The organism is Candidatus Nitrospira salsa, from assembly GCF_965152625.1.
Window position 1 is genome coordinate 441744 of the sequence record NZ_CBCUCO010000002.1, and the last position, 20447, is coordinate 462190.

Here is a 20447-nt window from a genome sequence, read left to right on the forward strand (position 1 = left end):
CATGTCAAATCCTTACCTGATGAGCCTCTAGAGTGATCAATGGATAAAATTGATCCTGTAGAGCCACCTCCATCTTCCCCGCCCAAACCTACTCTTGCTAGGCTTTTCGAATTATTGGAAAGTGCTATTGATGTCAGGTCTTTTGCCCTGACTGGACTCTTTATTTTCGCTTCCGTGTATGTCTTGATGGTCGGGAAGGCTGTGTTTTTGCCTATCGCTATCGCTCTGACGTTAAGCTTCCTGTTAGCTCCATTTATCAGATTACTAAAAAATCTTTGGATGCCAGAGGCGCTTAGTGCGGCATTTGTGTTGTTTGCAGTGGGAGGAATTGTCGCCTATGGCATTGCCTCTCTTGCAGAACCAGCAGCTAATTGGTTGACAAAGGCACCAGACGCGTTGAATGCCATTGAGGGAAAAATACGAACGGTCAAAGCTTCTGTACTCCATATGAGCCAGGCGACGGATGTGATAGAGCAGTTAGCGACTCTTGAGGATGGGACCCCGAGAAGACGTCTGGTTGAAATCAAGGGCCCAAGTCTAGGAGGGACGCTCATAGGGGTGACCACAGAATTTTTTGCCAGCTTTATTGCGACAGTTATTCTTCTGTATTTTCTATTGGCTTCTGGCGACATGTTTCTTGAAAAGTTGGTGAAGGTCTTACCGACATTTTCTGATAAAAGACGAGCTGTCGAGATTTTTCGAGAAATAGAGAAAAGTATTTCCACGCATTTGGTGACAGTGACGTGCATTAATATTGGTCTTGGATTGGCCATTGGAATCACGATGTATATGTTGGGAATGCCGAACCCCATACTTTGGGGCGTCATGGGTGGAATTGTCAATTTTGTCCCTTATGTTGGTAGTATTATTGGAATCGTCAGTATCACGGCGGCAGCGGCGCTGACATTTGAACAACTCGAATGGATCTTACTCGTCGGCGCTTCGTATGCGGCATTAACGGCAGTAGAGGGAACGCTCTTGAGTCCTATGATATTAGGAAAACGTCTGACGTTGAATCCGGTCGTGGTGCTTCTCAGCGTGTTTCTCTGGGGATGGATTTGGGGAATCCCCGGGACTCTACTCGCTGTTCCTATTGTTGCTTCCTTGAAGATCATTTGTGACCAACTAGAGCCTCTGAACTCCTTAGGAGAGTTTTTGGGTAGATAGTCCTCTCTTCTTTTTCCTTCTCATGCAAAAGACCCGTAGCCCCTCAATCCAACGCTTAACCCATGTTTTACTGATTCAATTCGATACGATGTAAATTTCCCAGGATCGTTCCGAATCTCATTGCAATGAGGTAACATTGATTATGTTATTAAACAAAGAAGGCGGATCATGAAAGTATGGATTTTTAATCAGTGGGACCATCTCCGTTCCAGCTTCTGGTTTCTCCCGGCTACAATGTCTGTGTTAGCTATTGCGCTATCATTTACGATGATCAAGCTGGATGAAGAATTCGCGTCGACAGTCATTGAACATGTGCCCTGGTTATGGGCGAGAGGACCAGATGGTGCGTTGTCTCTCTTGTCGACCATTGCAGGTTCGATGATTACGATCGCAGGTGTCGTGTTTTCAATTACGATCGTGGCATTAACTCTCGCTTCAGCTCAGTTTGGTCCGAGACTCCTCAGAAATTTTATGCGTGATCGAGGCAATCAAATTAGTCTTGGGACGTTTATTTCGACGTTTCTGTATTGTTTGCTTGTCATTCGTGCGGTTAAAGGAGGCGAGCCGGATCAGGTGTTCGTGCCATCCCTTTCTATTGCTGTTGCTCTTGTTCTGGCCGTGGCCAGTCTGGGTGTGTTGATTTACTTCATGCATCATGTGTCGCTCTCGATTCAGGCCCCACAGGTGGTGGCTGTTGTGGCCGAAGATCTTCACCACGCTATTGACCGTTTGTTTCCTAACAAAATAGGAGAGGAAAAGAACACAACCCATAACCATCACGGAGAGAAGGATGTCCCTGCAGACTTTGAGGAAATGGCCAGTCCTGTACGGGCTACGCGCGGGGGATATATACAAGCTATTGATACGGATGGGCTTATGAATCTTGCTGAAGAAAAAGACATACTGATTCGAATCGAACGACGTCCTGGTCATTTTGTCGTTAAAAAAGCTCCTTTGGTCATGGTTTGGCCTGGAGCACGTCTTGATGATGAAATCGTGGAGCAGATTATGGAGACGTTCATTCTGGGTGTACAACGAACTCAGGAGCAAGATGTGGAATTTGCCATTGATCAATTAGTTGAAGTCGCAGTTCGTGCGCTATCTCCTGGTATTAATGATCCGTTTACCGCGATTAATTGTATCGATCGTTTAGGCGAAGCGTTGTGTCACGCTGCGGGACGTACTTTTCCTTCGCCATATCGTTACAGTGAACACCATGGGCTTCGTGTCATTGCATTTCATGTGACTTTTCCTAGTATGATCGAAGCGGCCTTTAATCAAATCCGTCAGTATGGACGATCATCCGTGGGTGTGACCATTCGACTGCTGGAGTCCATCGAAGTGATTCTCACATGTGTGCACCTTGAAAAAGACCGACACGCATTACGTGAGCAGGCGAACATGATCAAACGTAGAAGTGAGGAGACATTGTTTGAGGAACTGGACCGGCGAGAAGTCAATAAGCGTTATCAAGCCGTCATGACCGCGTTTAGGAAAAAAACGTATGACTACTCATAAAATTCCTAAACGGAGATCAAAAATCTTTGTACGCACTATTTGATGTCGATGGCTTGTTTTCTAGACACACCCCTCATTCCAAAGTCGTATTTGTCTATTTGATGCCATCGTTCAGATACGGTACAACTATATAGGATTTACAAAGATGCGTCTCGCAAACGAAGAAGATAGTTTATAAGTCATAAATTGGAAATATTCATAGAGTGAAATATGAACGGATGGAAGAAAAGCACCATAGTGTCCTTGCTCCTTCTGCCAGTTGTCGTGTGGATGAGCCTACCGATATCTGCCGCTCCTCTCCCTGCTTTATCTGGGTGGCAAGGACGAACGATTCCCATTCTTGGGACCGCGCTTGACTATCAGTCTAATCAAATAGGAGTGGTGGCGCACCTCGTTGTAGTATTTAGAGAGCGTAATGATCATTATGGATTGAACGTGACATTTCGAACGAGGCCGGGACGATTTTCTCCCGTAGCACAGGTCGCCGTTCAAAACGCCATAATTCACATTGCCAGGGCAGCTGGATTGGACGAGAAATCATGGAGCGTGCAACTCATGATTCCCTACAACGGCATTACCATCTATGGAGAAAGCCTATCAGCGATGGTTGGATTGGCCGTTGTGGCACTTGCGCAAGGCGACGTATTTCCGCAAGATCGGGTTGTGACGGGCAAGGTCAATTCAGATGGTCGACTTGGATCCGTAGGCGGGGTGCCAGATAAAATTGAAGCGGCCTATGCCGAACATTTTCAACGTGTCATTGTTCCAGAGGAGCATGATGTGTCCGATGGAGATTGGCGCACGCCGTTCCTCATGCACATCTCGCCAGTCGCCAATGTGAACCAAGCCTATCAAGCATTGACGGGACATCCACTTCGACATGTGAAAGCTGCAGGGTAGTCAAAGCCAACTATGCGTGAAAAGTGTTGCTTAAGAATTTTATGTAACAACAACTCAATGACGAACTAGAATTTTGTGATTTCTTTTCGTGCCTTACTCACCCCCTTTAGCAAGGCAAAATGCGCCTCTCATCGACAGGGATAACTCAAAATAATCAACCTCTTTATAAATAATACGATATTCTACAGAGAGGTAAGAGGAATTTTTCACGCGTACTGTTGTCAAGTTCACTTCACTCGCTCGGGCTGTTTCTTGAAGTATTGAGAGAAGCGTCATTGAAGTTTAATATCTCATTTAGATTATTTGAGTATATTCTGCGGATGGGGCAAGCGATTTAGAGCAACGCGAAACGATCACCTCATTGCGATAGATTATTGAACAAGCTCATGAGAGTTGACCATTCAGAAGTCGCAGCTTTTACAATGACGCATCTTCAGCATGTATCGGATAGGAGCTCAGTCGTATGAAACCGTTGAATGTCATCATGGAAAGTCTGCGCAAGATGGGAGAAAATTTTCTCTCACATCTTCCCCAGATTGTCTTTGGCTGTATCCTTCTCCTGATCACGTGGGGAATTGGTCGAGGCGTTGATTTCGTTCTCATGCGGGTCCTCCCTCGTTTTCATTTGCGAAGGTCTCTACAGGAACTTTTTCGGCAGCTGAGCTATATCGGTATTTGGATAGTGGGAATCCTGGCCTCGGCCATCGTGATGTTTCCTTCGCTGACTCCAGGGAAGGTCTTGACTGCGATTGGTCTCGGATCTATTGCGATTGGATTTGCGTTTAAAGATATTTTTGAAAATTTTATCGCTGGGATGCTGATTCTTTTGAGAGAACCGTTCCAGCTCAAGGATTACATTGAGTGTGAAGAAATTGAGGGGTTTGTTGAAGATATCACGATTCGCGATACGCATATTCGACAGACCGATGGTCAGCGAGTTGTCGTGCCGAATGCCAAGCTTTTTAAAAATCCAGTGACGGTTCGCACTGATCTTGATCGACGTCGTGTCACCATTATGTGTGGTGTCGCCTATGGTGAAGATGTGGATAAGGCGAGAGACGTGATCGCTCATGCGGTTCAAGGACTCGACACGATCGATAAGGAAAAGGATATTCAAGTGTTCGCTCAAGCATTTGGTGCTAGCAGCATCGATTTTGAAGTTACGTGGTGGACCGGATCTAAGCCAGTGGATATTCGGCAATCTCGGGACAAGGTTGTCGCAGCAGTCAAAAAAGGGTTGGATGATGCCGGCATCGAGATCCCATTCCCGTATCGAACGTTAACTTTTAAGGAACCATTGAAAACGGTGATGGAGCATGCAGATCAAGAAGAAGCACAGGTTGATAGTCAACCGGACACATGATCATTTCGAATTGCAAGAATCTTGAGTGAGTCGATGCAATGTATGCGAACAATGTGACTTCTGTTACGATATCAGTGTTTCAGACCTTCGTTTCCGGTTGATCATTAAACGAGCCCTTTTCATGCTAGAAGACATTCAATGGACGGAAATCTTATCGCACCTCTATCATCTTGGCATTGCATACCTCTTGGCCATTCCAATTGGTTGGGATCGAGAAAGCCGTGCTCCTGGTGCAGGCATTCGCACATTCCCTCTCGTCGCAATGGCTTCTTGTGCCTATATGCTCACCGGTATTTACGTGTTAGAGCCGGATGACGCAAGGGCGAGGGTCATGTACGGAATTCTTACCGGCATTGGATTCATCGGAGGGGGATCAATTCTTAAGGAAAAGGGGAATGTCGCTGGGACTGCTACAGCAGCAAGCATTTGGAGCACTGGAGCGATTGGCATAGCGGTAGCGTGGAATCGATTAGAAATTGCGTTGACCCTTAGTATTATGACGTTTTTGACTCTGAGATTTGGGAAATTTCTTAATGGTGGAACCACTGAAGATCAATCACGGTAAACATGAATAGACAGGGTTGGTATTTCATTCGGGTTATTCCAGTTGTGTCTGGCATTCGGTCGGTGGGTGCAAAATGATTTCCCGGCTTGTGATCTTTGGCGCCTCAGGTGATCTGGCCACTCGATATCTTTTTCCAGCGATCATTCGGTTGTTTGAGGCTGAGCGTGAACCTGACGACTTGTCCATACTGGCACTCTCACGGCAAGAGTGGAACACGTCTGACTACCGTGCCCATGTACGGAAAAACCTCCATGGTCTTCATGAAAAGTTTACGAAAAAGTGCATCAACCATCTGATGTCGAGACTTCAATACAAGCAAATTGCAGACACGGGAGATCATAAGGAAATTGCACATGCGCTTGGCTCACTTGATGATCCAAGTATTTTTTACCTTGCGTTACCCCCCTCGATATTTGCCTCTACGATCAAAGCTCTTGGACAACTGGATCTTCATGAGAAATGTCGTGTGATTGTTGAAAAACCTTTTGGTCAGGATCTAAAGAGTGCTCGAAGCTTGAATCGTCTCTTGAAGAAGACGTTTTCAGAGCAACATATTTTTCGTATCGATCATTTTCTTGGGGAACAAACAGTCAGGAATGTCCTGGGTTTTCGCTTTGCTAATCGTCTGTTTGAGTCGAGTTGGAACAATCAACATATTGAACGCGTCGATATTATCTGGGATGAGACCTTAGCGTTGGAGGGGCGTGCATCGTACTATGATTCTTCTGGAGCCTTGAAAGATATGATTCAAAATCACTTGCTCCAGCTCTTATGTTTGATCGGGATGGAACCACCTCATTCCTTTGATGATCGAGACTTTCACGATCAAAAGGTCAACGTATTACATGCGATTAGACGTATGAGTTCCGCTGAAATTAAACGCTATACCGTGCGAGCAAGGTATGCGGCAGGGACTATAAACCATAAGGCCATCCCAGCGTACAAGGATGAAGAAGGTGTCGATCCCAAGCGCAAGACCGAAACCTTTGCGCAGGTGACGTTGTTTATTGATAACTGGCGATGGGGAGGAGTTCCGTTTACTTTGCGATCAGGTAAGGCGTTGTCTCAGGACAAGTTTGAAATCGCGGTCCATTTTCGGAAGGTCCCCTATCAAGTATTTGGAGCGACGTCCGTGCCGGCGAATGTTTTGCGCATGCAGTTTAATCCAGACAAAATTGGAATTTCCGTCAATCTTAATGGAGCAGGAGAACCTTTTGACTTAGAAGAGTTTGAGCTGAATGCGGCATTCGCTCAGCAAAAGATTCCAGCATATGGGCATCTCTTACTTGATGCTTTCGAGGGCGATCCGACTCTTTTCATTCGAGATGATGAAGTCGAAGCGATGTGGCGAATCGTGGACCCTATTATGAAATCTTGGGAGAAAGGTCAAGTGAAACTCCAAACGTATCCCGCGGGTTCATCAGGCCCAAATTGTGAGTGAGCATAGTGTGTGTATAATTATTAATTTTTATCTTTCTTAAGGAGGTTATCATGTTAAATTGGGCTATTACATTTTTAGTCATTGCCATTATTGCTGGAGTTTTAGGACTGTCAGGAGTGGCGGGCACGGCCTCCCAAATCGCATGGATCCTGTTCGTGGTATTTCTCATTTTCGCCATTGTTGGTTTTGTGAAAGGGAGGACATAGGCATAGCTCATCTCACGCCTGTGCCTCATACATTCTATCAAGAGTAAGGGGGTAATCTTTAACTGCAAGCAAGGAGATGACATGTTGCGTCTTAAATTTCTTATTGCCCTGGTATTGACTTCACTATTACTGATTCCCATTTTCTTGAGTGAAGCTCAAACATCATCAAAGAAGAGTGATAGGCTTTCGTCACCTTCCGAGGCTATACTCATAAAAGGAACAGTGCTGGAGATCGAAGGGAACCTGTACATCATTAAAACAGAAGATGGCCAGATAAGCAGAGTCAGGGTATACCGCGGTACGATTCAGGATGAATCCATTAAAATCGGAGACGCCATCGAAGCTAGAGTCCTGCCGGAGTGGCAGGCTCTCGTCCTTAGACAGCAACATTGATGAAGGTGCCGCACCTGACGATTCTGTATCATTTTCACACGCGGGTTCAACCAACTCTCGTAAATAATAATTTTTGTTTCTTCTGGTCGTGGTATCTCTTTCGACTCTCGTCATTCGGATTGCTCCCCATTGTCCTGCGACATCCCAGGTCATCCAAAAATCTTTTCAGCTTTCAAATTCGATCAGTCTTTCCAAGGTCAGAATTTACCTCAAGACGAATAAAAATAAGTATCAAACGATCTAGTTCGACTGGGCATGGGCATGTTTTGATATTGCTCAAAAATGCTGTACTAGTTAGCTATGGTTGTGGATTGGTTTTTCAGGAGCTTGAAAATGTCAATCAGACGCGTTGAGGCAAACAAGTTGAGGCAAACAAAAGGACGAAGGAGTTGTGGACTTCCTAAAGTACTGTCAGCAAGGAGGATGCACGAGAGACAGATGGAGAAGTGGAATCTATGATCAAGCAGGCCGCGGCGTTACGCCATGCTGTTCGTATCCGTGTAATACTTAAATATTTTGGGCAACTATGTCTGGTCTTGGCTGTGCTGACGCTTGTGCCATTCAGTGTTTCCCTAGTGTTTCAAGACACTGAGAGCAGCGTGAGATATATCTTGGTTATTGTGAGTTTAGTAGGATTGGGCGGGTTTCTCAGTCGTTTGACTATTCCAGTTCGCGTCCAGATGAATGAAGGCATGGTCTTGGTGTCCATGATGTTTTTATTCACACCGCTTGTCATGTCTTACCCAATGATGGCGTCAGGTTTAAGTTTTCAGGATGCGCTGTTTGAAGCCATTTCCGGAGGGACCACAACTGGGCTGAGTACACTCTCGACGTTAGAGGGGACACCCTCAACCTTTCTATTCGCTCGTTCGTGGATGCAGTGGTATGGGGGGTTAGGAATCGTTGTCCTCTCGTTGGCGCTCGTCGCTGAGCCTGGATTAGTCGCCAAAGGCCTATCGGCCAGTGAAGCTGATCAAGAAGACCTTGTTGGTGGAACGAAGAAGCATACCAAGCGCGTGTTGATCGTATATGGTGGATTGACCGGTTTTGGAATTATCGGGCTTTGGCTACTAGGAGTCGACCCCTTTTCGTCAATGCTCTACACCTTTGCTGCGGTCTCTACAGGTGGCTTTGCTCCACACGACGGGAGCCTCGCTGGACTCCATTCATGGACGGCTCAAGCTTGGGTCATTGGGAGTTGTGTACTGGGAGCCGTTCCCCTTGCGTTTTATCATGTGATGAGCCAAAGAAAACGTCCGCCGACTATGCAGATTGTTCAACTCCGGGCATTCTTGATTAGTGGAATGCTTGTCTCACTTCTCTTGGGTTGGTGCCTGTGGCAATCCAATATTCTCTCGTTCTCTGACTCTCTACGCTCCGCCCCGCTGATGGCCTTCTCAGCTCAATCAACAGCAGGTTTTGCGATTCACAATCTCTCAGACTACGATCCTGGTTCTAAGCTCACACTTATTATGGCTATGATGATCGGAGGTGGAACTGGGTCAACGGCTGGAGGGTTCAAAATCCTACGCCTCTTAATTTTTCTTCGTCTTCTCCAGATTGTCATTTTACGAATCTGTGTGCCACGCCATACGGTGCTCGAACCTCGGATTCACGGCGAACGATTATCTAACAGCCAGATTCGAGAAGCCTTAATCCTCATCGTTCTTTTCGGCGTGGTGATCCTCTTCTCCTGGTTTCCGTTTGTGATGATGGGATACGATCCCTTGGATGCATTGTTCGAAGTGGTTTCCGCTACCGGCACAGCTGGGCTCTCTGTTGGCATCACGAGCGCGGATTTACCAGAAGTGCTCAAAGCCATCCTCTGTGCAGATATGCTCTTGGGAAGACTTGAAATTTTAGCGTGGTTAGTCCTCTTCTTTCCGGGAACATGGATTGGCCGAAGATCGGAGGAACGATGAGAATTGCATTTGTCGGGGCTGGCGAAGTAACGGTGATGACGGCGAAGTCGCTCATTCAGCAACATCATGAAGTGATCATTATCGAGTCCAACCGAGAAAAAATTGATCGGCTCTCTGAGGAATTAGACTGTAGTTTTCTCCATGGTGACGGTGGAACGCCATCCATTCTTCTCGAAGTTGGTCCCGAACAGACTGATATGCTGTTTTGTCTTAGTGATAATGATCAGGCCAATTTGATCGCAAGTCTCGTTGGTCGTTCATTGGGTTTTGCGCGGGTCGTGACCGCAATTGAAGACCCTGATTTTGAAGAGATTTGTCGTGAGCTTGGACTGGAAGAAACTATCGTGCCGGTCCGCACAACAAGTCGGCTTCTTCAAAATATGGTTCGAGGTCTTGATGCAGTCGAACTTTCTACCGTACTAAAGGACGAAGCAAGATTTTTTACATTTATTGTGAAGAACGAGGATGCGACTACTGTGGTAGATCTTAAGATCCCTGAAGAAAGTCGCGTGATCTGCTATTATCGAGATGGTCGCTTCAACTTTGCAGACGATGAAATGACACTGAAGGTAGGGGATGAAGTCATCATTCTTACCCATAGCAAACATTTACAGACCTTAAAGGATCGATGGGTACCGAAACAGACAAAAGAGCATTCTATAGGTTCAAAAAAGAAAAAAGGAGAAACGAATTCACCTATGTCGAATGAGGAGAATACCCCATGACCCAAGAAGACACGAAGTCATTGTTTCTGCAATTTATTAATACGTTTAATGTCGCGCTTACAAAGCACAAAGAAACGATTGTGTACAAGCAAATGCTAGAACTTGGGGAAAAAATATTAGGAAACAAGATTATTGGTGTGGAAGTGTATAGCGAGAACGAATCTAGTTCAGTTGCTTATTATACCATTCGCTTGAACGCTGGAACATTTGATGTGGTCTCGCATAAACAAGAAAAATCCGAACTCGTGTGGAAACTCAAAGATACGTACCTTCAACATGTTGTCGATAATCCTCATGATTATGTCGAACACCCAGAGAAATTTGAATGGGATTGGTTAAAGAGCTATATCGGTATGTGAAGACAGTATCTCAGCATGCTGGTCATATGTGATGAAGAACCGATACCGCACCTTCATTCAGTTATGTGGTCATGACAACACGTTTTAATATTTAAGTGATTTTTTGACTAATCAGCGAATTTAGAAACTCCGACATCTCACCTCTCTTACCCCTCTAGATGCTATCGCTTGTTTTACCTCCCGTTGCTCATTTGACTGGGTTGAATAAAGTTTATCTTGTTTGGGGTTGAAGACTCTCAGCTCGCCTGCACTATGCCCGCAGTGGTTGAAAAGAATGCATCTTAGATAATCATCTATTGATGATACAGACATCTGCAAGCCAAACGTAGTCTTCCCGATCCATAGTTATCACAAGATTCAGTGACTCGATTTCCTGGGTCGGACATTTTCACATATGTTTACGAAAGGATGTCTACTAGATTCCTGGTTTTTCAACCTTATAGTAGAGATAAGCTGGTCGGAATCATTCAAATCTGTCGAAGGTTAAAATAGAAAAGGAAGTTATAACTATGAAAAGATTTCATGAAGCTTCGCCTCATATTCTCATCGTGGAAGACGATCCTGATATTCGGCTTTCCCTTTTTATGCTTTTGGAGTTTCAAGGGTATAAGTGTCAGGAAGCGGAACACGGACACATGGCTTTGAATCTGCTCAATGAGCATGATTTTGATTTGATCATCACGGATTATCACATGCCTCTCATGAATGGTTTGGCGCTTATGAAGGAAATATCGACAGGTACATGTGGTGATCAGGTACCGATGATCATGATTTCGGGTTCGCTAGATCGGTCTGTCTATGATCAGGCTATGGAAGCTGGTGCATACACGGTACTTCAAAAACCCTACGATCGAGAAGAATTGCTTTTATCAGTTAAGCAGACGTTGGAGGGTAAGCCTTGTCCATGTTCCTAGATTTTCTTACATGCAAAATTATACGTGCATGTAATCATTCGCTCTCTTCCATTTCTTCAATAACGATAAAAATCAGATTTAACATGATACAACATGGCAATGGGACAAGTGAATTTGTCTACTAGATGGTCCATAAGCTCTATGTTATGAAAAAGACTCTGAGTGTCGTTTTGGAACATCACTCTTTAGTTGGCTCTCTGGGTGTTTGTCCTCCATGGCTTTGCGAGAAGGAATGTGGGGGCAAGATTATTGACGTGACGTTCCTACGGTGCAATCAGTGAATATCAGTGACTCGATATTCATCATTCACAATTTCATAACTATTATTACAAGGAGAGTGCTATGATGTGTGACGCAATCCGCAGTCGTTCAAAAGGATGGAGGGGGGAGTCTTCCATATTGCTGTCTAAGGTTTTGCCTGTTGTGACGATGGCTGTTGTGCTTTTTTCGTTCCCTCAGCCTGCAGCAGCTTGGTTGTTAGATGACGTCGACAAAGGTTTTCTGTCAATTGGTGGTCATGCCACATATTATGACCCGTTAGACGCTGGTGATGAATGGTACGGCGGTGCACATGTGCGCGCACATATTCTTCCCACGCTCGCCATTGAAGGGTTAGTTGACTACCGAGATAACGACTTCGGGAACAACGATGTCGTGACCATTCCTGTTCAAGCATCAGCACTATTCTATTTACTCCCAGGTAAACGATTCAGCCCATTCGTCTTAGGTGGTGCAGGTTGGTATTACACTGATGTGGACAGTCCGACGGACGATGATACGGATCATCGCTTTGGTTTACATGCAGGGGGCGGTGTTCAACTTATGCTCAATGAACGTTGGTCCGTTGATGGAACCTACCGTTATGTCTGGGTGGAAGATGTGAAGGCTCAAGATGTCAATTTCTCAAACAAAGACTTTGAAGACGATGGACATATGGTGACGATTGGACTGAACTTACATTTCTAAGCTTGTCTCAGGTTAAGACGCCGATAATGTGTCGTAAGGATAAAGAGAGCCACTCGATTGAGATCAACTCGAGTGGCTCTCTTTGCGTTTTTTTACGATCATCAAACTTTTACAGAGAGAAACAATGGTGTGCCGTTACGGTGTATGAGCACGAGGGCAATGGCATTACTCGGAGTGTTTGAAAATTTCCCCTGATAATCGTCAAGCGAATGAATGGGTTTCTTGTTAATAGGTTGATGATGTTTACTCGAACAAGTCCTGCCCGATCAGCTTGACTACCGGAAGCCAAGTGGGTGACGACTGAATCCGTCAGTATGCTGGTTAACGTCAAGACGCAGGGCCATGTGCCTGTCTAAGTTGCGACTGTTAAAACTTAGGGAGGGTGGATGTACAGACTTAATAGGTAAAGGTCGTGGAGCTTTGTGATCGAGTTTCTTCAAGGTAAATGAACAAAAATTTGATAAGTGAGAAATGAATTCGAGAAGAAAGCCATGGGAGAAAAAAAGAGTTCCACCATTACTGGATACCTGTCGAAATGTATTTATTGTTGCGAAGAAGAGAAAAGTGCTAAGATCAGAAGTCGGAACAATTAAATTTACAATTAAGTATGGAAATGATACGAGCCTGCTTTATTGAATTATCTATTGTTATGGACGAAGTAGGTATAAAAACTGAGCAAAAGGTTATGGTTTAGCAGAGTCAATCTAATGATAAGCCCATTTGATTCTACCCAATGATTTTGCTTAGAGGAATAGTCTCCTTGAAGGTAATGATATATGTCGTCACGATTTTTGTTTGCGGGGTGGTGTGGAATGTTGCCCTTGCTGAACCTTTAACCGCTACATGCGAAGCTGTGAAGGAAAAAGCCTGGAAAGCCGAGCAAGTTCTTGTCGAGCATCAACGAGCGCTTCAGATCGCTCAAGGAAAGACGAGACTTGCCTACGCACAGCTAGTGGAGTGTCGTCCTGGCGCAATTTTTTCGGGAAGTCGAGCTCAACGTTGTGCGCATGCACAATCAGATGTGCCGCTTCAGGTTCAAGCTCAACTGGATGCCGAATATCGACTGGAGATAGCTACAGTTGATTATCAGAAGAAAAATCAGTTAGTTGCTAAGGAATGTGTGTTGAAGGCAACGATGGCGAACCAACGGGATCTCTTGTTTAAAATTTCCGAACTTGAAGCCGAGGTACAAGCGCTTAAAATTTTCATCGAACAGTTACACGAGTAAGACAGACCATTCCTTCCCTATCCCTCCTTTTGAGTAATAGCGTTACACCCTTTCTCCATGTAATAGTAATCTTGGTGTCAGAAGTTGTGCTGTAACCTCATCTATGCACTGCCAGAATTGTGAATTCACTCCGACATAGCCCACTCGCTCAGCTGATTGTTTGTATAGTTCTGACTCTCGCGATGGGGGTCTACCTGTTCTGGGCCGTATATAGAAATTCACCTGATCGTCAAGATTTTCAAGAGGTTGTTGTGCCAGGTGAGGTTGTGAAAGGGTGGGCAAAAACCTTTCCACATGCTCCAACCTTAGCTGTTGCTCTTACGACAAAACACTTTCGTGATGGTCGTGCACCAGATGATTGGGTGGAAGATGTACGTGGCCTTTGGTCGCAGTTGCGGTTCCGCTATCAGACGGGTCAGGTTCAATCAGGGTGGACCAAGGGAGACACCGCACTAGTGATCTTTAACGCCACAAGCACCAGCATTTGGGGGAAACACAATCGTCGAGAAGAATATCGGCTGATCAAAAATGCTCAAGGCCAATGGCTCCTTGACCAATTTCGGTTAGTGAACGATCGGATTCTGTGAGTATCTGCTTTTTTCATCTCTTTTGATTCTCAATCCACATCGCGTACTATTCACCAAGCATCCACTTCAGTTGTATCGTTTTCAGTATTCATCCCGTTACCGTGAATGAATACACCAAATCCTATTTATCTCATATTTTGATATTCATAGAGTTCTAATGAAATTTACGGTCAAGAATTATGAACAAAGATAGGGAGTGAATTCTCCGTTGGATTAGATTTGGTTTTTACGCAATCAGAAAATATCACGTTCGTATTATCTTGAGTGTTGAACGGTGGTTTTCCAAATCCAGCCAAAAACGAGACATGAAGCAATGGTGAGGGCAAGATCAAACGATTCCATGATAAGCACACTCCTATAAGCAGGGGAATTACCTCGTATTTGCTTATGGTGCTCAGGTCATGGCGCGATCGGATATACCACAAAAGAACTATTGAAAATGATCCATGATAGGTATTCTGACGTAACCCTTCATATTCAAGTGTTTTATCTTTCTCGAGAATACCTATTTATTTGGTATGCAAATATTTTTTCAACGCCAACACATTGTGACGATCACTAAGCCTCAGGTGAAGATGGTTATAGGTACCCTCTCTTATCATCCACGTAGGCGGCTGAAATTTCATGCTTTGTATGTGCTTGATTCTCACTCGGCTGTCGTCGCGTCAGGAAATTACTTTCACGATAAAGATTTATGGCAACGTTGTTTAGTAAGTCGTGTCTAAGGTTACGTTTTCGATAGGGGCTATTTCATCCCGTTCTTGTTGCGTCCTGCGGATATGATGAAATTACTGCTTTTCCCTGTGTCCAAAGACCATTCGAATGGGGAATGGTGATCCAAGGTAAAGATTAGTGATGATGCCCTGAAATACAGAAGATAACTTGTCCGTATAGTAAAGACCTTATGTATAGTTTTCTCGTCGTTTATTACCAATGTTAAGAATCCAATTACACTGAGGATGGTAAAGGGTTAAGCCATATCAAGAGTTTGTCATTGACATGAATTGAATGATGAAGACTTCTCCATCCAAATATCCACTTGCTTCTCCGTTAGCCGAGGCACTTTCACTTCGCAAAACGGCATTGGTGGTTGTGGGGCTCATCAGCTTCGTGATCAATATTTTAATGCTGACCGGCCCCTTGTTCATGTTGCAAATCTATGATCGAGTGCTGACCAGCGGGAGTGTTCCTACGCTCGTCGTCTTATCGGGATTAGTAGGGGGGCTTTACGTCTTTTTTGGTTTACTAGAAGGCTTGCGATTGCGTTGTCTCGCACGGATTGCTGCCTGGGTTGATGAACGTCTATCTGCCAATAGCTTGGCAGCTAATGTGACGCTGTCTTTGCGTTTTGGTGAACAAGTCCAAGGTCGTGATGCCGTCAGGGATTTGGACTCCGTGCGTCAATTTTTGTCGAGCCCCGGGCCTTCAGCCTTGTTCGATATGCCTTGGATTCCTGTCTACTTGGGAATTATCTTTCTTTTTCATGCGTATCTTGGTTGGTTGGCTTTAGCAGGCGCACTGATCATTTCGATTTTGATTGCTTTTAATGAAGTTCTGGCACGCAACCCAACAAAGGTCGTTGCCGAGTGTGTGGCGCGACGCACGGCTATGGTTGGGGCAGCGCGGCGAAATGCCGAAGTGTTGACCGCGATGGGTATGTTGAACGCTTTTACACAGCGATGGGAAAAGGATAATGCTGAGTATCTTCGAGTCCAAGGTGTTGCGATTGATTATTCGACATTTTTCAGCACAACCATCAAAGCGTTTCGTTTTATGTTGCAATCGGCGGTCTTGGCCTTGGGTGCTTGGCTGGCGATTCGTCAAAACATCTCTCCCGGTGTGATGATTGCGGCCTCAATTATGACGTCACGGGCGTTGGCACCGGTTGAGCAGGCCGTCGCACATTGGCGTGGATTTTTGACTGCTCGACAGGGAGCGAAACATCTCGCAGAGTCTCTTCGAATTAGTCACACGACAGCCCCAAAGACCGCGCTCCCTTCCCCAACGCAATCGTTGGATGTTCAGCAATTAACCCTTGCTGCACCAGGAGAACGTACTCTATTAGTTCAAGGGATTCATTTTCAGCTGAAGGCAGGAGACGGACTTGGCGTAATCGGGCCGTCAGGGTCCGGAAAAACGAGTATTGTGCGCGCACTGGTAGGTGTGTGGTCGGCAGTCAAAGGCAGTGTTCGACTCGATGGGGCGGACTACGATCAATGGGATCGGACGACGCTCGGAAGATCCATCGGATATTTGCCTCAAGATGTTGAATTGTTTGACGGAACTGTCGCAGAAAATATTGGTAGATTTGATCCTGATGCGACCTCCGATGCCATCATTGCAGCGGCCCGCTTGGCTGATGTTCATGACATTATTACGTCATTGCCGTGTGGGTACGATACCGTGATTGGTGAGGCTGGAGGGCGGCTGTCGGCCGGTCTGTGTCAACGTATTGGCCTTGCTCGTGCCTTGTATGGCGAGCCGTTTTTGATTGTGCTTGATGAACCGAATTCAAACTTAGATCATGCAGGAGATCTGGCGCTTCGTGAAGCCATACGCACCATGCGGACTCGTGGCAGTATCGTCATCGTGGTTGCTCATCGCCCAAGCGCAATCGAACCAGTTGAACAACTATTATATCTCAAAGAGGGGCGACAAGGGGCTTTTGGTCCGAAGGCAGAAGTTCTCGCTCAAGTTACTCGCTCAGCTCGTGATTCTGACAATATGCTAACGGCGGTGACTTCATGAAACACACGGAACAACAGATTGCGAACAGTCTCAATCGACACCTGATCGTTAGCGTGTTATTGATTTTTCTGCTAGTCGGTGGAGTGGGAAGTTGGGCGATGATTCACGAGATTAACGGCGCGGTGATTGCCTCGGGGGTGATTGTCGTGGAGAGTAATGCAAAGCGAGTTCAACATCAGGAGGGCGGTATTGTCAAGGCTATCCATGTTCAAGATGGAGATGTGGTGAAAGCCGGAGATTTATTGGTGTATTTAGATGATACGGTGGTGAGAGCCAATTTGGACATGATTATCGGTGAATTAGGGGAACTCATGGCACAGGATGCGCGATTAGTGGCCGAACGAGATGAGGTTGATGTGTTGACCTACTCGCAAGATTTGCGTATTCAGGCTGAACATGATTCTTCCATTGCCAGTAGCTTATCAGATCAACGTGCCTTAAAAATGGCAAGACACTCGGCTTTGCGTGGGCGTAAAGGACAACTGCAGGAGCAAATTTCTCAACTCGAAGAACAGATCGAGGGGTTTAAAGTTCAACGAAATGCCAAATCTGAAAATATCCAATTAATTGATGAGCGATTGATTGTGCTTGAACCTCTTCTTCCTGAAGGCTTAGTCACGGCTTCTGACGTTACCGCTCTCAAGCGTGATCGTGCCGAACTATCCGGAGATCGAGGCGAACTTATTGCGCAAATTGCTCAGGCTCATGAGACGGTGAGTGAACGGCGGCTTCAAATTCTTCAACTGGAAGAAGAGTCTCGTTCGAAAATCTTGGAAGATTTACAGAATGTGCGTGCTAGAATTTCTCAGCTGCAAGAGGAAAAAGTTGCGGCGCTTGACAAACTTCAGCGTGTAGAAATACGTGCGCCACGAACCGGATATATTCATCAGATGCAGGTGCATACAGTCGGGGGAGTTGTGAGTGCAGGGGAGACGTTGATGCTCATTGTTCCTCGTGAAGATAACTTAATCGTTGAGGCAAAATTGAAGACGACCGATGTTGATCAAGTGATCGGGGGACAGACAGCTCTCGTCCGGTTTCCTGGTTTTCATCAACGGACCACTCCGGAATTATACGCAAAGATATCAAACATTTCTGCTGATTTGACTCATGATGAATTCACTGGCACTAGTTTCTATCATGCGCGATTGATTATTCAAGAAGAAGAGTTAATGAAACTAAATGGGAAGACGTTGCTGCCTGGTATGCCCGTCGAAGCTTTTATTCAAACCAATGAACGCACGGTTCTCTCCTATCTCGTGAAGCCATTGGAAGATCATTTGGTTTACGCCTTCAAGGAATGACGTGAGTGGCGTGGGTGACTGTGCTGATTGTCTCAATGGTGTCGTGGTGGTTTGTTTGTCATCAACCTGAGTTCCTGCCCCCCCTACTGTCTATCCTCCCCGTGTCGTTTTAAGAAATCTTTTCAGTTGCCGACAAAGAGAGAGTGAAGCGATCTCGACGCATGCCCTTGAAAGGGTTCTACCTCATTGTCTTTGGCATGGTGATGAGTGCAAGTCAACTGTGTTGGGCGACATCGCATGAGCGGCAGGTGTCAGACCAACTTCCCATCTTACGACTGAGTTTGCATGACGCGATGGCGGTCGCCGTCGAGCAAAACCCTACGGTGCGATTATCAAAAGAACGGACGACGGAAGCACAGAGTGTGGCTGATACTCGACTCGGCGAACTCCTTCCAAACCTTTCAGGGCGTATGAGTGGTGCGCGCCGGAGACTCTTTTTCGGTTCGTTTGGACGGGATCCAGTGGTGGCTGACCCTGATCGACTCTATGAAACTCGAGCCGTGCTGACACAAAATGTGTTTAGTCTAAGCCTCATTCAAAAGTGGCGAGCCGCGAAAATTGGTGTTCAAGTGGCGGGAATGGATGCGGACGTGACCAAACGCGATACGATGGCGACAGTCGGACTTGTCTATTTAGAAACACTTCGGGCTCAAGAAGCCGTACAGGCGCGGGAAGCCGACGTGGCCCTCAGTCGAGAACTTCTTCGTTTAACCTCCAAGCGGCGAGCAGCTGGTATGGCGACGAGTTTAGATGTGAATCGGGCGCATGTACGATTTAAGGATGCCAGACAACGTTGGTTGGTCGCACAAAATGAACGTGATCGCGCCACGCTTAATTTAATTCGCGCGATTGGTCTTTCATTTGATGTCGATCTCGTCTTGACTGATCGTCTCCGTATAGCCTCGGTTCCTGAGCAATCTATAGACCAGGCGTTAATAATTGCCGAAAACAATCGTGTCGAACTCAAGGCGCAAAAACAAAAGGAACGACTTGCGGCTCTCACGTTGAGCACCGTGCAAAGCGAACGGGTTCCATCGCTTCAAGCGTCGGGAGATGTCGGGTTGATCGGAAACAAACTCAACAATATGCTCACGAACAATAATGTGCAACTCATGATGACCATTCCTATTTTTGATGGAGGACAACGGGAAGGTCGGGTTTCTGAAAATCGGAGCCGCATCCGTCAAGAAATTATTCGGACACAGGACATTCGTTATCAAATCTCACTGGAGGTTCGTGACGCCATTCTTTCTTTGCGGTCCGCCAAGCAACAAGTGCAAGAAGCGGAAGAAGGCTTGACGTTGGCTCTGACGGAAGTCAAATTGGCGCGTAAACGATTTGCCGTCGGTGTCGCCACGAATATTGAAGTCACCGATGCACAGACCTTCGTCGCAAAGGCTCGCGATAATAGAATTGAAAGCTTGTTTAATTTCAATGCCGCCCGAATAAACCTCGCTCGCGCTCAAGGACGTTTACAAGATATTCGTTAGATCCTTCGCTCAATAAAAATATTTTCCCAGTGTAACGATTTTTCTGCAGTTATGTGTTGGGTAATGCGGGAATTGGGTTGACCTGAGAATTTTTCTCTATCCTGATGGTCAAAAGTGTAATTTTCATTGAATATGGTCTGTGCCCTACTCTGCAGAGATGTTATGCTAGAATCGCTAGGATTCATCAAATGAATTAATCACTTACTAAAGAGGAACGTATGACTATGACTCGCGTGAGTTTAGGAATCTGTTTGGGTGTATTGTTATTTGTGGGAACCGGTCTAGGAGCGGAGCAAGATGAAGTGGGGAAGTTCGTCAAGGCTCGAATTGAAATTGGCGAAATGATGACGAGCTATTTTTCAGGTGGGCAAAGTTATGGAGGAGGGGAGCGGCCGTCTCCTGAAAAGATGAAGGAAATCGGTGCGGATATTAATGAGAAACTCAGTACACTCTTGGCTACGCATGACCTGACGGTGGAAGACTATCGTCAACGCAGTCCAGAGATCTTTGCAGATGAGGTGGCCGTACAGGAGTATCTCAGTGCAAACCCAGACTTGAAAAAGCGGTATGAGGCGCTCCCATTTGACCGCATGGGGCGCGGTGGCAGCGGACGGGGATACTGACACTGAACCGTTGACTCAAGCGGTCTTC

At 45.9% G+C, this 20447-nt stretch carries 19 protein-coding genes; all 19 read left to right on the forward strand.

What is annotated here, in order from left to right; translation table 11 throughout:
- Positions 1-39 precede the first annotated feature (39 nt).
- Complete coding sequence (locus ACWQXP_RS03840; RefSeq protein WP_454061521.1) at positions 40-1167, forward strand: AI-2E family transporter; 1128 nt, start codon at positions 40-42, stop codon at positions 1165-1167.
- A gap of 168 nt (positions 1168-1335) precedes the next feature.
- Entirely contained in the window at positions 1336-2685 is a 1350-nt protein-coding gene (locus ACWQXP_RS03845) for a DUF2254 domain-containing protein (protein ID WP_454061522.1), read from the forward strand.
- Positions 2686-2895: 210 nt separating this feature from the next.
- On the forward strand, positions 2896-3585 hold the full coding sequence (locus tag ACWQXP_RS03850) for a S16 family serine protease (RefSeq protein WP_454061523.1): 690 nt from the start codon (positions 2896-2898) through the stop codon (positions 3583-3585).
- Between the two features lie 463 nt (positions 3586-4048).
- The gene (locus ACWQXP_RS03855; RefSeq protein ID WP_454061524.1) at positions 4049-4948 is read left to right on the forward strand and encodes a mechanosensitive ion channel family protein; all 900 of its coding nucleotides are present in this window, start codon (positions 4049-4051) and stop codon (positions 4946-4948) included.
- A gap of 121 nt (positions 4949-5069) precedes the next feature.
- Positions 5070-5513, forward strand: coding sequence for an MgtC/SapB family protein (locus ACWQXP_RS03860; RefSeq protein ID WP_454061525.1), 444 nt, complete (start codon positions 5070-5072; stop codon positions 5511-5513).
- A 73-nt stretch (positions 5514-5586) separates the two neighbouring features.
- A complete protein-coding gene (locus ACWQXP_RS03865; RefSeq protein ID WP_454061526.1) occupies positions 5587-6954 on the forward strand; it encodes a glucose-6-phosphate dehydrogenase in 1368 nt (455 codons plus the stop codon).
- Between the two features lie 50 nt (positions 6955-7004).
- Positions 7005-7160 carry a DUF1328 domain-containing protein gene (locus tag ACWQXP_RS03870; protein ID WP_447968130.1) on the forward strand — a complete coding sequence of 52 codons (156 nt, stop codon included), beginning with the start codon at positions 7005-7007 and terminating at the stop codon, positions 7158-7160.
- Positions 7161-7241: 81 nt separating this feature from the next.
- Positions 7242-7553, forward strand: coding sequence for a hypothetical protein (locus tag ACWQXP_RS03875; RefSeq protein WP_454061527.1), 312 nt, complete (start codon positions 7242-7244; stop codon positions 7551-7553).
- A gap of 455 nt (positions 7554-8008) precedes the next feature.
- A complete protein-coding gene (locus ACWQXP_RS03880) occupies positions 8009-9475 on the forward strand; it encodes a TrkH family potassium uptake protein (RefSeq protein ID WP_454061528.1) in 1467 nt (488 codons plus the stop codon).
- Positions 9472-10200: a potassium channel family protein gene (locus ACWQXP_RS03885; protein ID WP_454061529.1), complete on the forward strand. Its 729-nt coding sequence runs from the start codon at positions 9472-9474 to the stop codon at positions 10198-10200. Before ACWQXP_RS03880 ends, ACWQXP_RS03885 begins: the two co-directional genes overlap by 4 nt.
- Positions 10197-10559 carry a hypothetical protein gene (locus ACWQXP_RS03890; protein WP_454061530.1) on the forward strand — a complete coding sequence of 121 codons (363 nt, stop codon included), beginning with the start codon at positions 10197-10199 and terminating at the stop codon, positions 10557-10559. The genes ACWQXP_RS03885 and ACWQXP_RS03890 overlap by 4 nt, the downstream gene beginning before the upstream one ends.
- Positions 10560-11068: 509 nt before the next feature.
- Positions 11069-11473 (forward strand): response regulator, encoded by a 405-nt coding sequence (locus ACWQXP_RS03895; RefSeq protein WP_454061531.1) that lies wholly within the window; start codon positions 11069-11071, stop codon positions 11471-11473.
- A gap of 342 nt (positions 11474-11815) precedes the next feature.
- Positions 11816-12439: an outer membrane protein gene (locus ACWQXP_RS03900; RefSeq protein WP_454061532.1), complete on the forward strand. Its 624-nt coding sequence runs from the start codon at positions 11816-11818 to the stop codon at positions 12437-12439.
- A gap of 760 nt (positions 12440-13199) precedes the next feature.
- The gene (locus tag ACWQXP_RS03905) at positions 13200-13667 is read left to right on the forward strand and encodes a hypothetical protein (RefSeq protein WP_454061533.1); all 468 of its coding nucleotides are present in this window, start codon (positions 13200-13202) and stop codon (positions 13665-13667) included.
- A 119-nt stretch (positions 13668-13786) separates the two neighbouring features.
- Positions 13787-14254 (forward strand): hypothetical protein, encoded by a 468-nt coding sequence (locus tag ACWQXP_RS03910; RefSeq protein WP_454061534.1) that lies wholly within the window; start codon positions 13787-13789, stop codon positions 14252-14254.
- A 1008-nt stretch (positions 14255-15262) separates the two neighbouring features.
- Positions 15263-17002: a type I secretion system permease/ATPase gene (locus tag ACWQXP_RS03915; protein ID WP_454061535.1), complete on the forward strand. Its 1740-nt coding sequence runs from the start codon at positions 15263-15265 to the stop codon at positions 17000-17002.
- Complete coding sequence (locus ACWQXP_RS03920; RefSeq protein WP_454061536.1) at positions 16999-18306, forward strand: HlyD family type I secretion periplasmic adaptor subunit; 1308 nt, start codon at positions 16999-17001, stop codon at positions 18304-18306. Before ACWQXP_RS03915 ends, ACWQXP_RS03920 begins: the two co-directional genes overlap by 4 nt.
- 143 nt (positions 18307-18449) lie before the next feature.
- Positions 18450-19796 (forward strand): TolC family protein, encoded by a 1347-nt coding sequence (locus ACWQXP_RS03925; RefSeq protein ID WP_454061537.1) that lies wholly within the window; start codon positions 18450-18452, stop codon positions 19794-19796.
- Between the two features lie 218 nt (positions 19797-20014).
- A complete protein-coding gene (locus ACWQXP_RS03930) occupies positions 20015-20419 on the forward strand; it encodes a hypothetical protein (RefSeq protein WP_454061538.1) in 405 nt (134 codons plus the stop codon).
- The last annotated feature ends 28 nt before the right edge of the window (positions 20420-20447 follow it).

What these genes read in the sequence shown, in the direction of transcription:
- ACWQXP_RS03840 (WP_454061521.1), top strand. Translation starts at nt 40, where the DNA reads ATGGATAAAATTGATCCTGTAGAGCCACCTCCATCTTCCCCGCCCAAA.
- ACWQXP_RS03845 (WP_454061522.1), top strand. Translation starts at nt 1,336, where the DNA reads ATGAAAGTATGGATTTTTAATCAGTGGGACCATCTCCGTTCCAGCTTC.
- ACWQXP_RS03850 (WP_454061523.1), top strand. Translation starts at nt 2,896, where the DNA reads ATGAACGGATGGAAGAAAAGCACCATAGTGTCCTTGCTCCTTCTGCCA.
- ACWQXP_RS03855 (WP_454061524.1), top strand. Translation starts at nt 4,049, where the DNA reads ATGAAACCGTTGAATGTCATCATGGAAAGTCTGCGCAAGATGGGAGAA.
- ACWQXP_RS03860 (WP_454061525.1), top strand. Translation starts at nt 5,070, where the DNA reads ATGCTAGAAGACATTCAATGGACGGAAATCTTATCGCACCTCTATCAT.
- ACWQXP_RS03865 (WP_454061526.1), top strand. Translation starts at nt 5,587, where the DNA reads ATGATTTCCCGGCTTGTGATCTTTGGCGCCTCAGGTGATCTGGCCACT.
- ACWQXP_RS03870 (WP_447968130.1), top strand. Translation starts at nt 7,005, where the DNA reads ATGTTAAATTGGGCTATTACATTTTTAGTCATTGCCATTATTGCTGGA.
- ACWQXP_RS03875 (WP_454061527.1), top strand. Translation starts at nt 7,242, where the DNA reads ATGTTGCGTCTTAAATTTCTTATTGCCCTGGTATTGACTTCACTATTA.
- ACWQXP_RS03880 (WP_454061528.1), top strand. Translation starts at nt 8,009, where the DNA reads ATGATCAAGCAGGCCGCGGCGTTACGCCATGCTGTTCGTATCCGTGTA.
- ACWQXP_RS03885 (WP_454061529.1), top strand. Translation starts at nt 9,472, where the DNA reads ATGAGAATTGCATTTGTCGGGGCTGGCGAAGTAACGGTGATGACGGCG.
- ACWQXP_RS03890 (WP_454061530.1), top strand. Translation starts at nt 10,197, where the DNA reads ATGACCCAAGAAGACACGAAGTCATTGTTTCTGCAATTTATTAATACG.
- ACWQXP_RS03895 (WP_454061531.1), top strand. Translation starts at nt 11,069, where the DNA reads ATGAAAAGATTTCATGAAGCTTCGCCTCATATTCTCATCGTGGAAGAC.
- ACWQXP_RS03900 (WP_454061532.1), top strand. Translation starts at nt 11,816, where the DNA reads ATGATGTGTGACGCAATCCGCAGTCGTTCAAAAGGATGGAGGGGGGAG.
- ACWQXP_RS03915 (WP_454061535.1), top strand. Translation starts at nt 15,263, where the DNA reads ATGATGAAGACTTCTCCATCCAAATATCCACTTGCTTCTCCGTTAGCC.
- ACWQXP_RS03920 (WP_454061536.1), top strand. Translation starts at nt 16,999, where the DNA reads ATGAAACACACGGAACAACAGATTGCGAACAGTCTCAATCGACACCTG.
- ACWQXP_RS03930 (WP_454061538.1), top strand. Translation starts at nt 20,015, where the DNA reads ATGACTATGACTCGCGTGAGTTTAGGAATCTGTTTGGGTGTATTGTTA.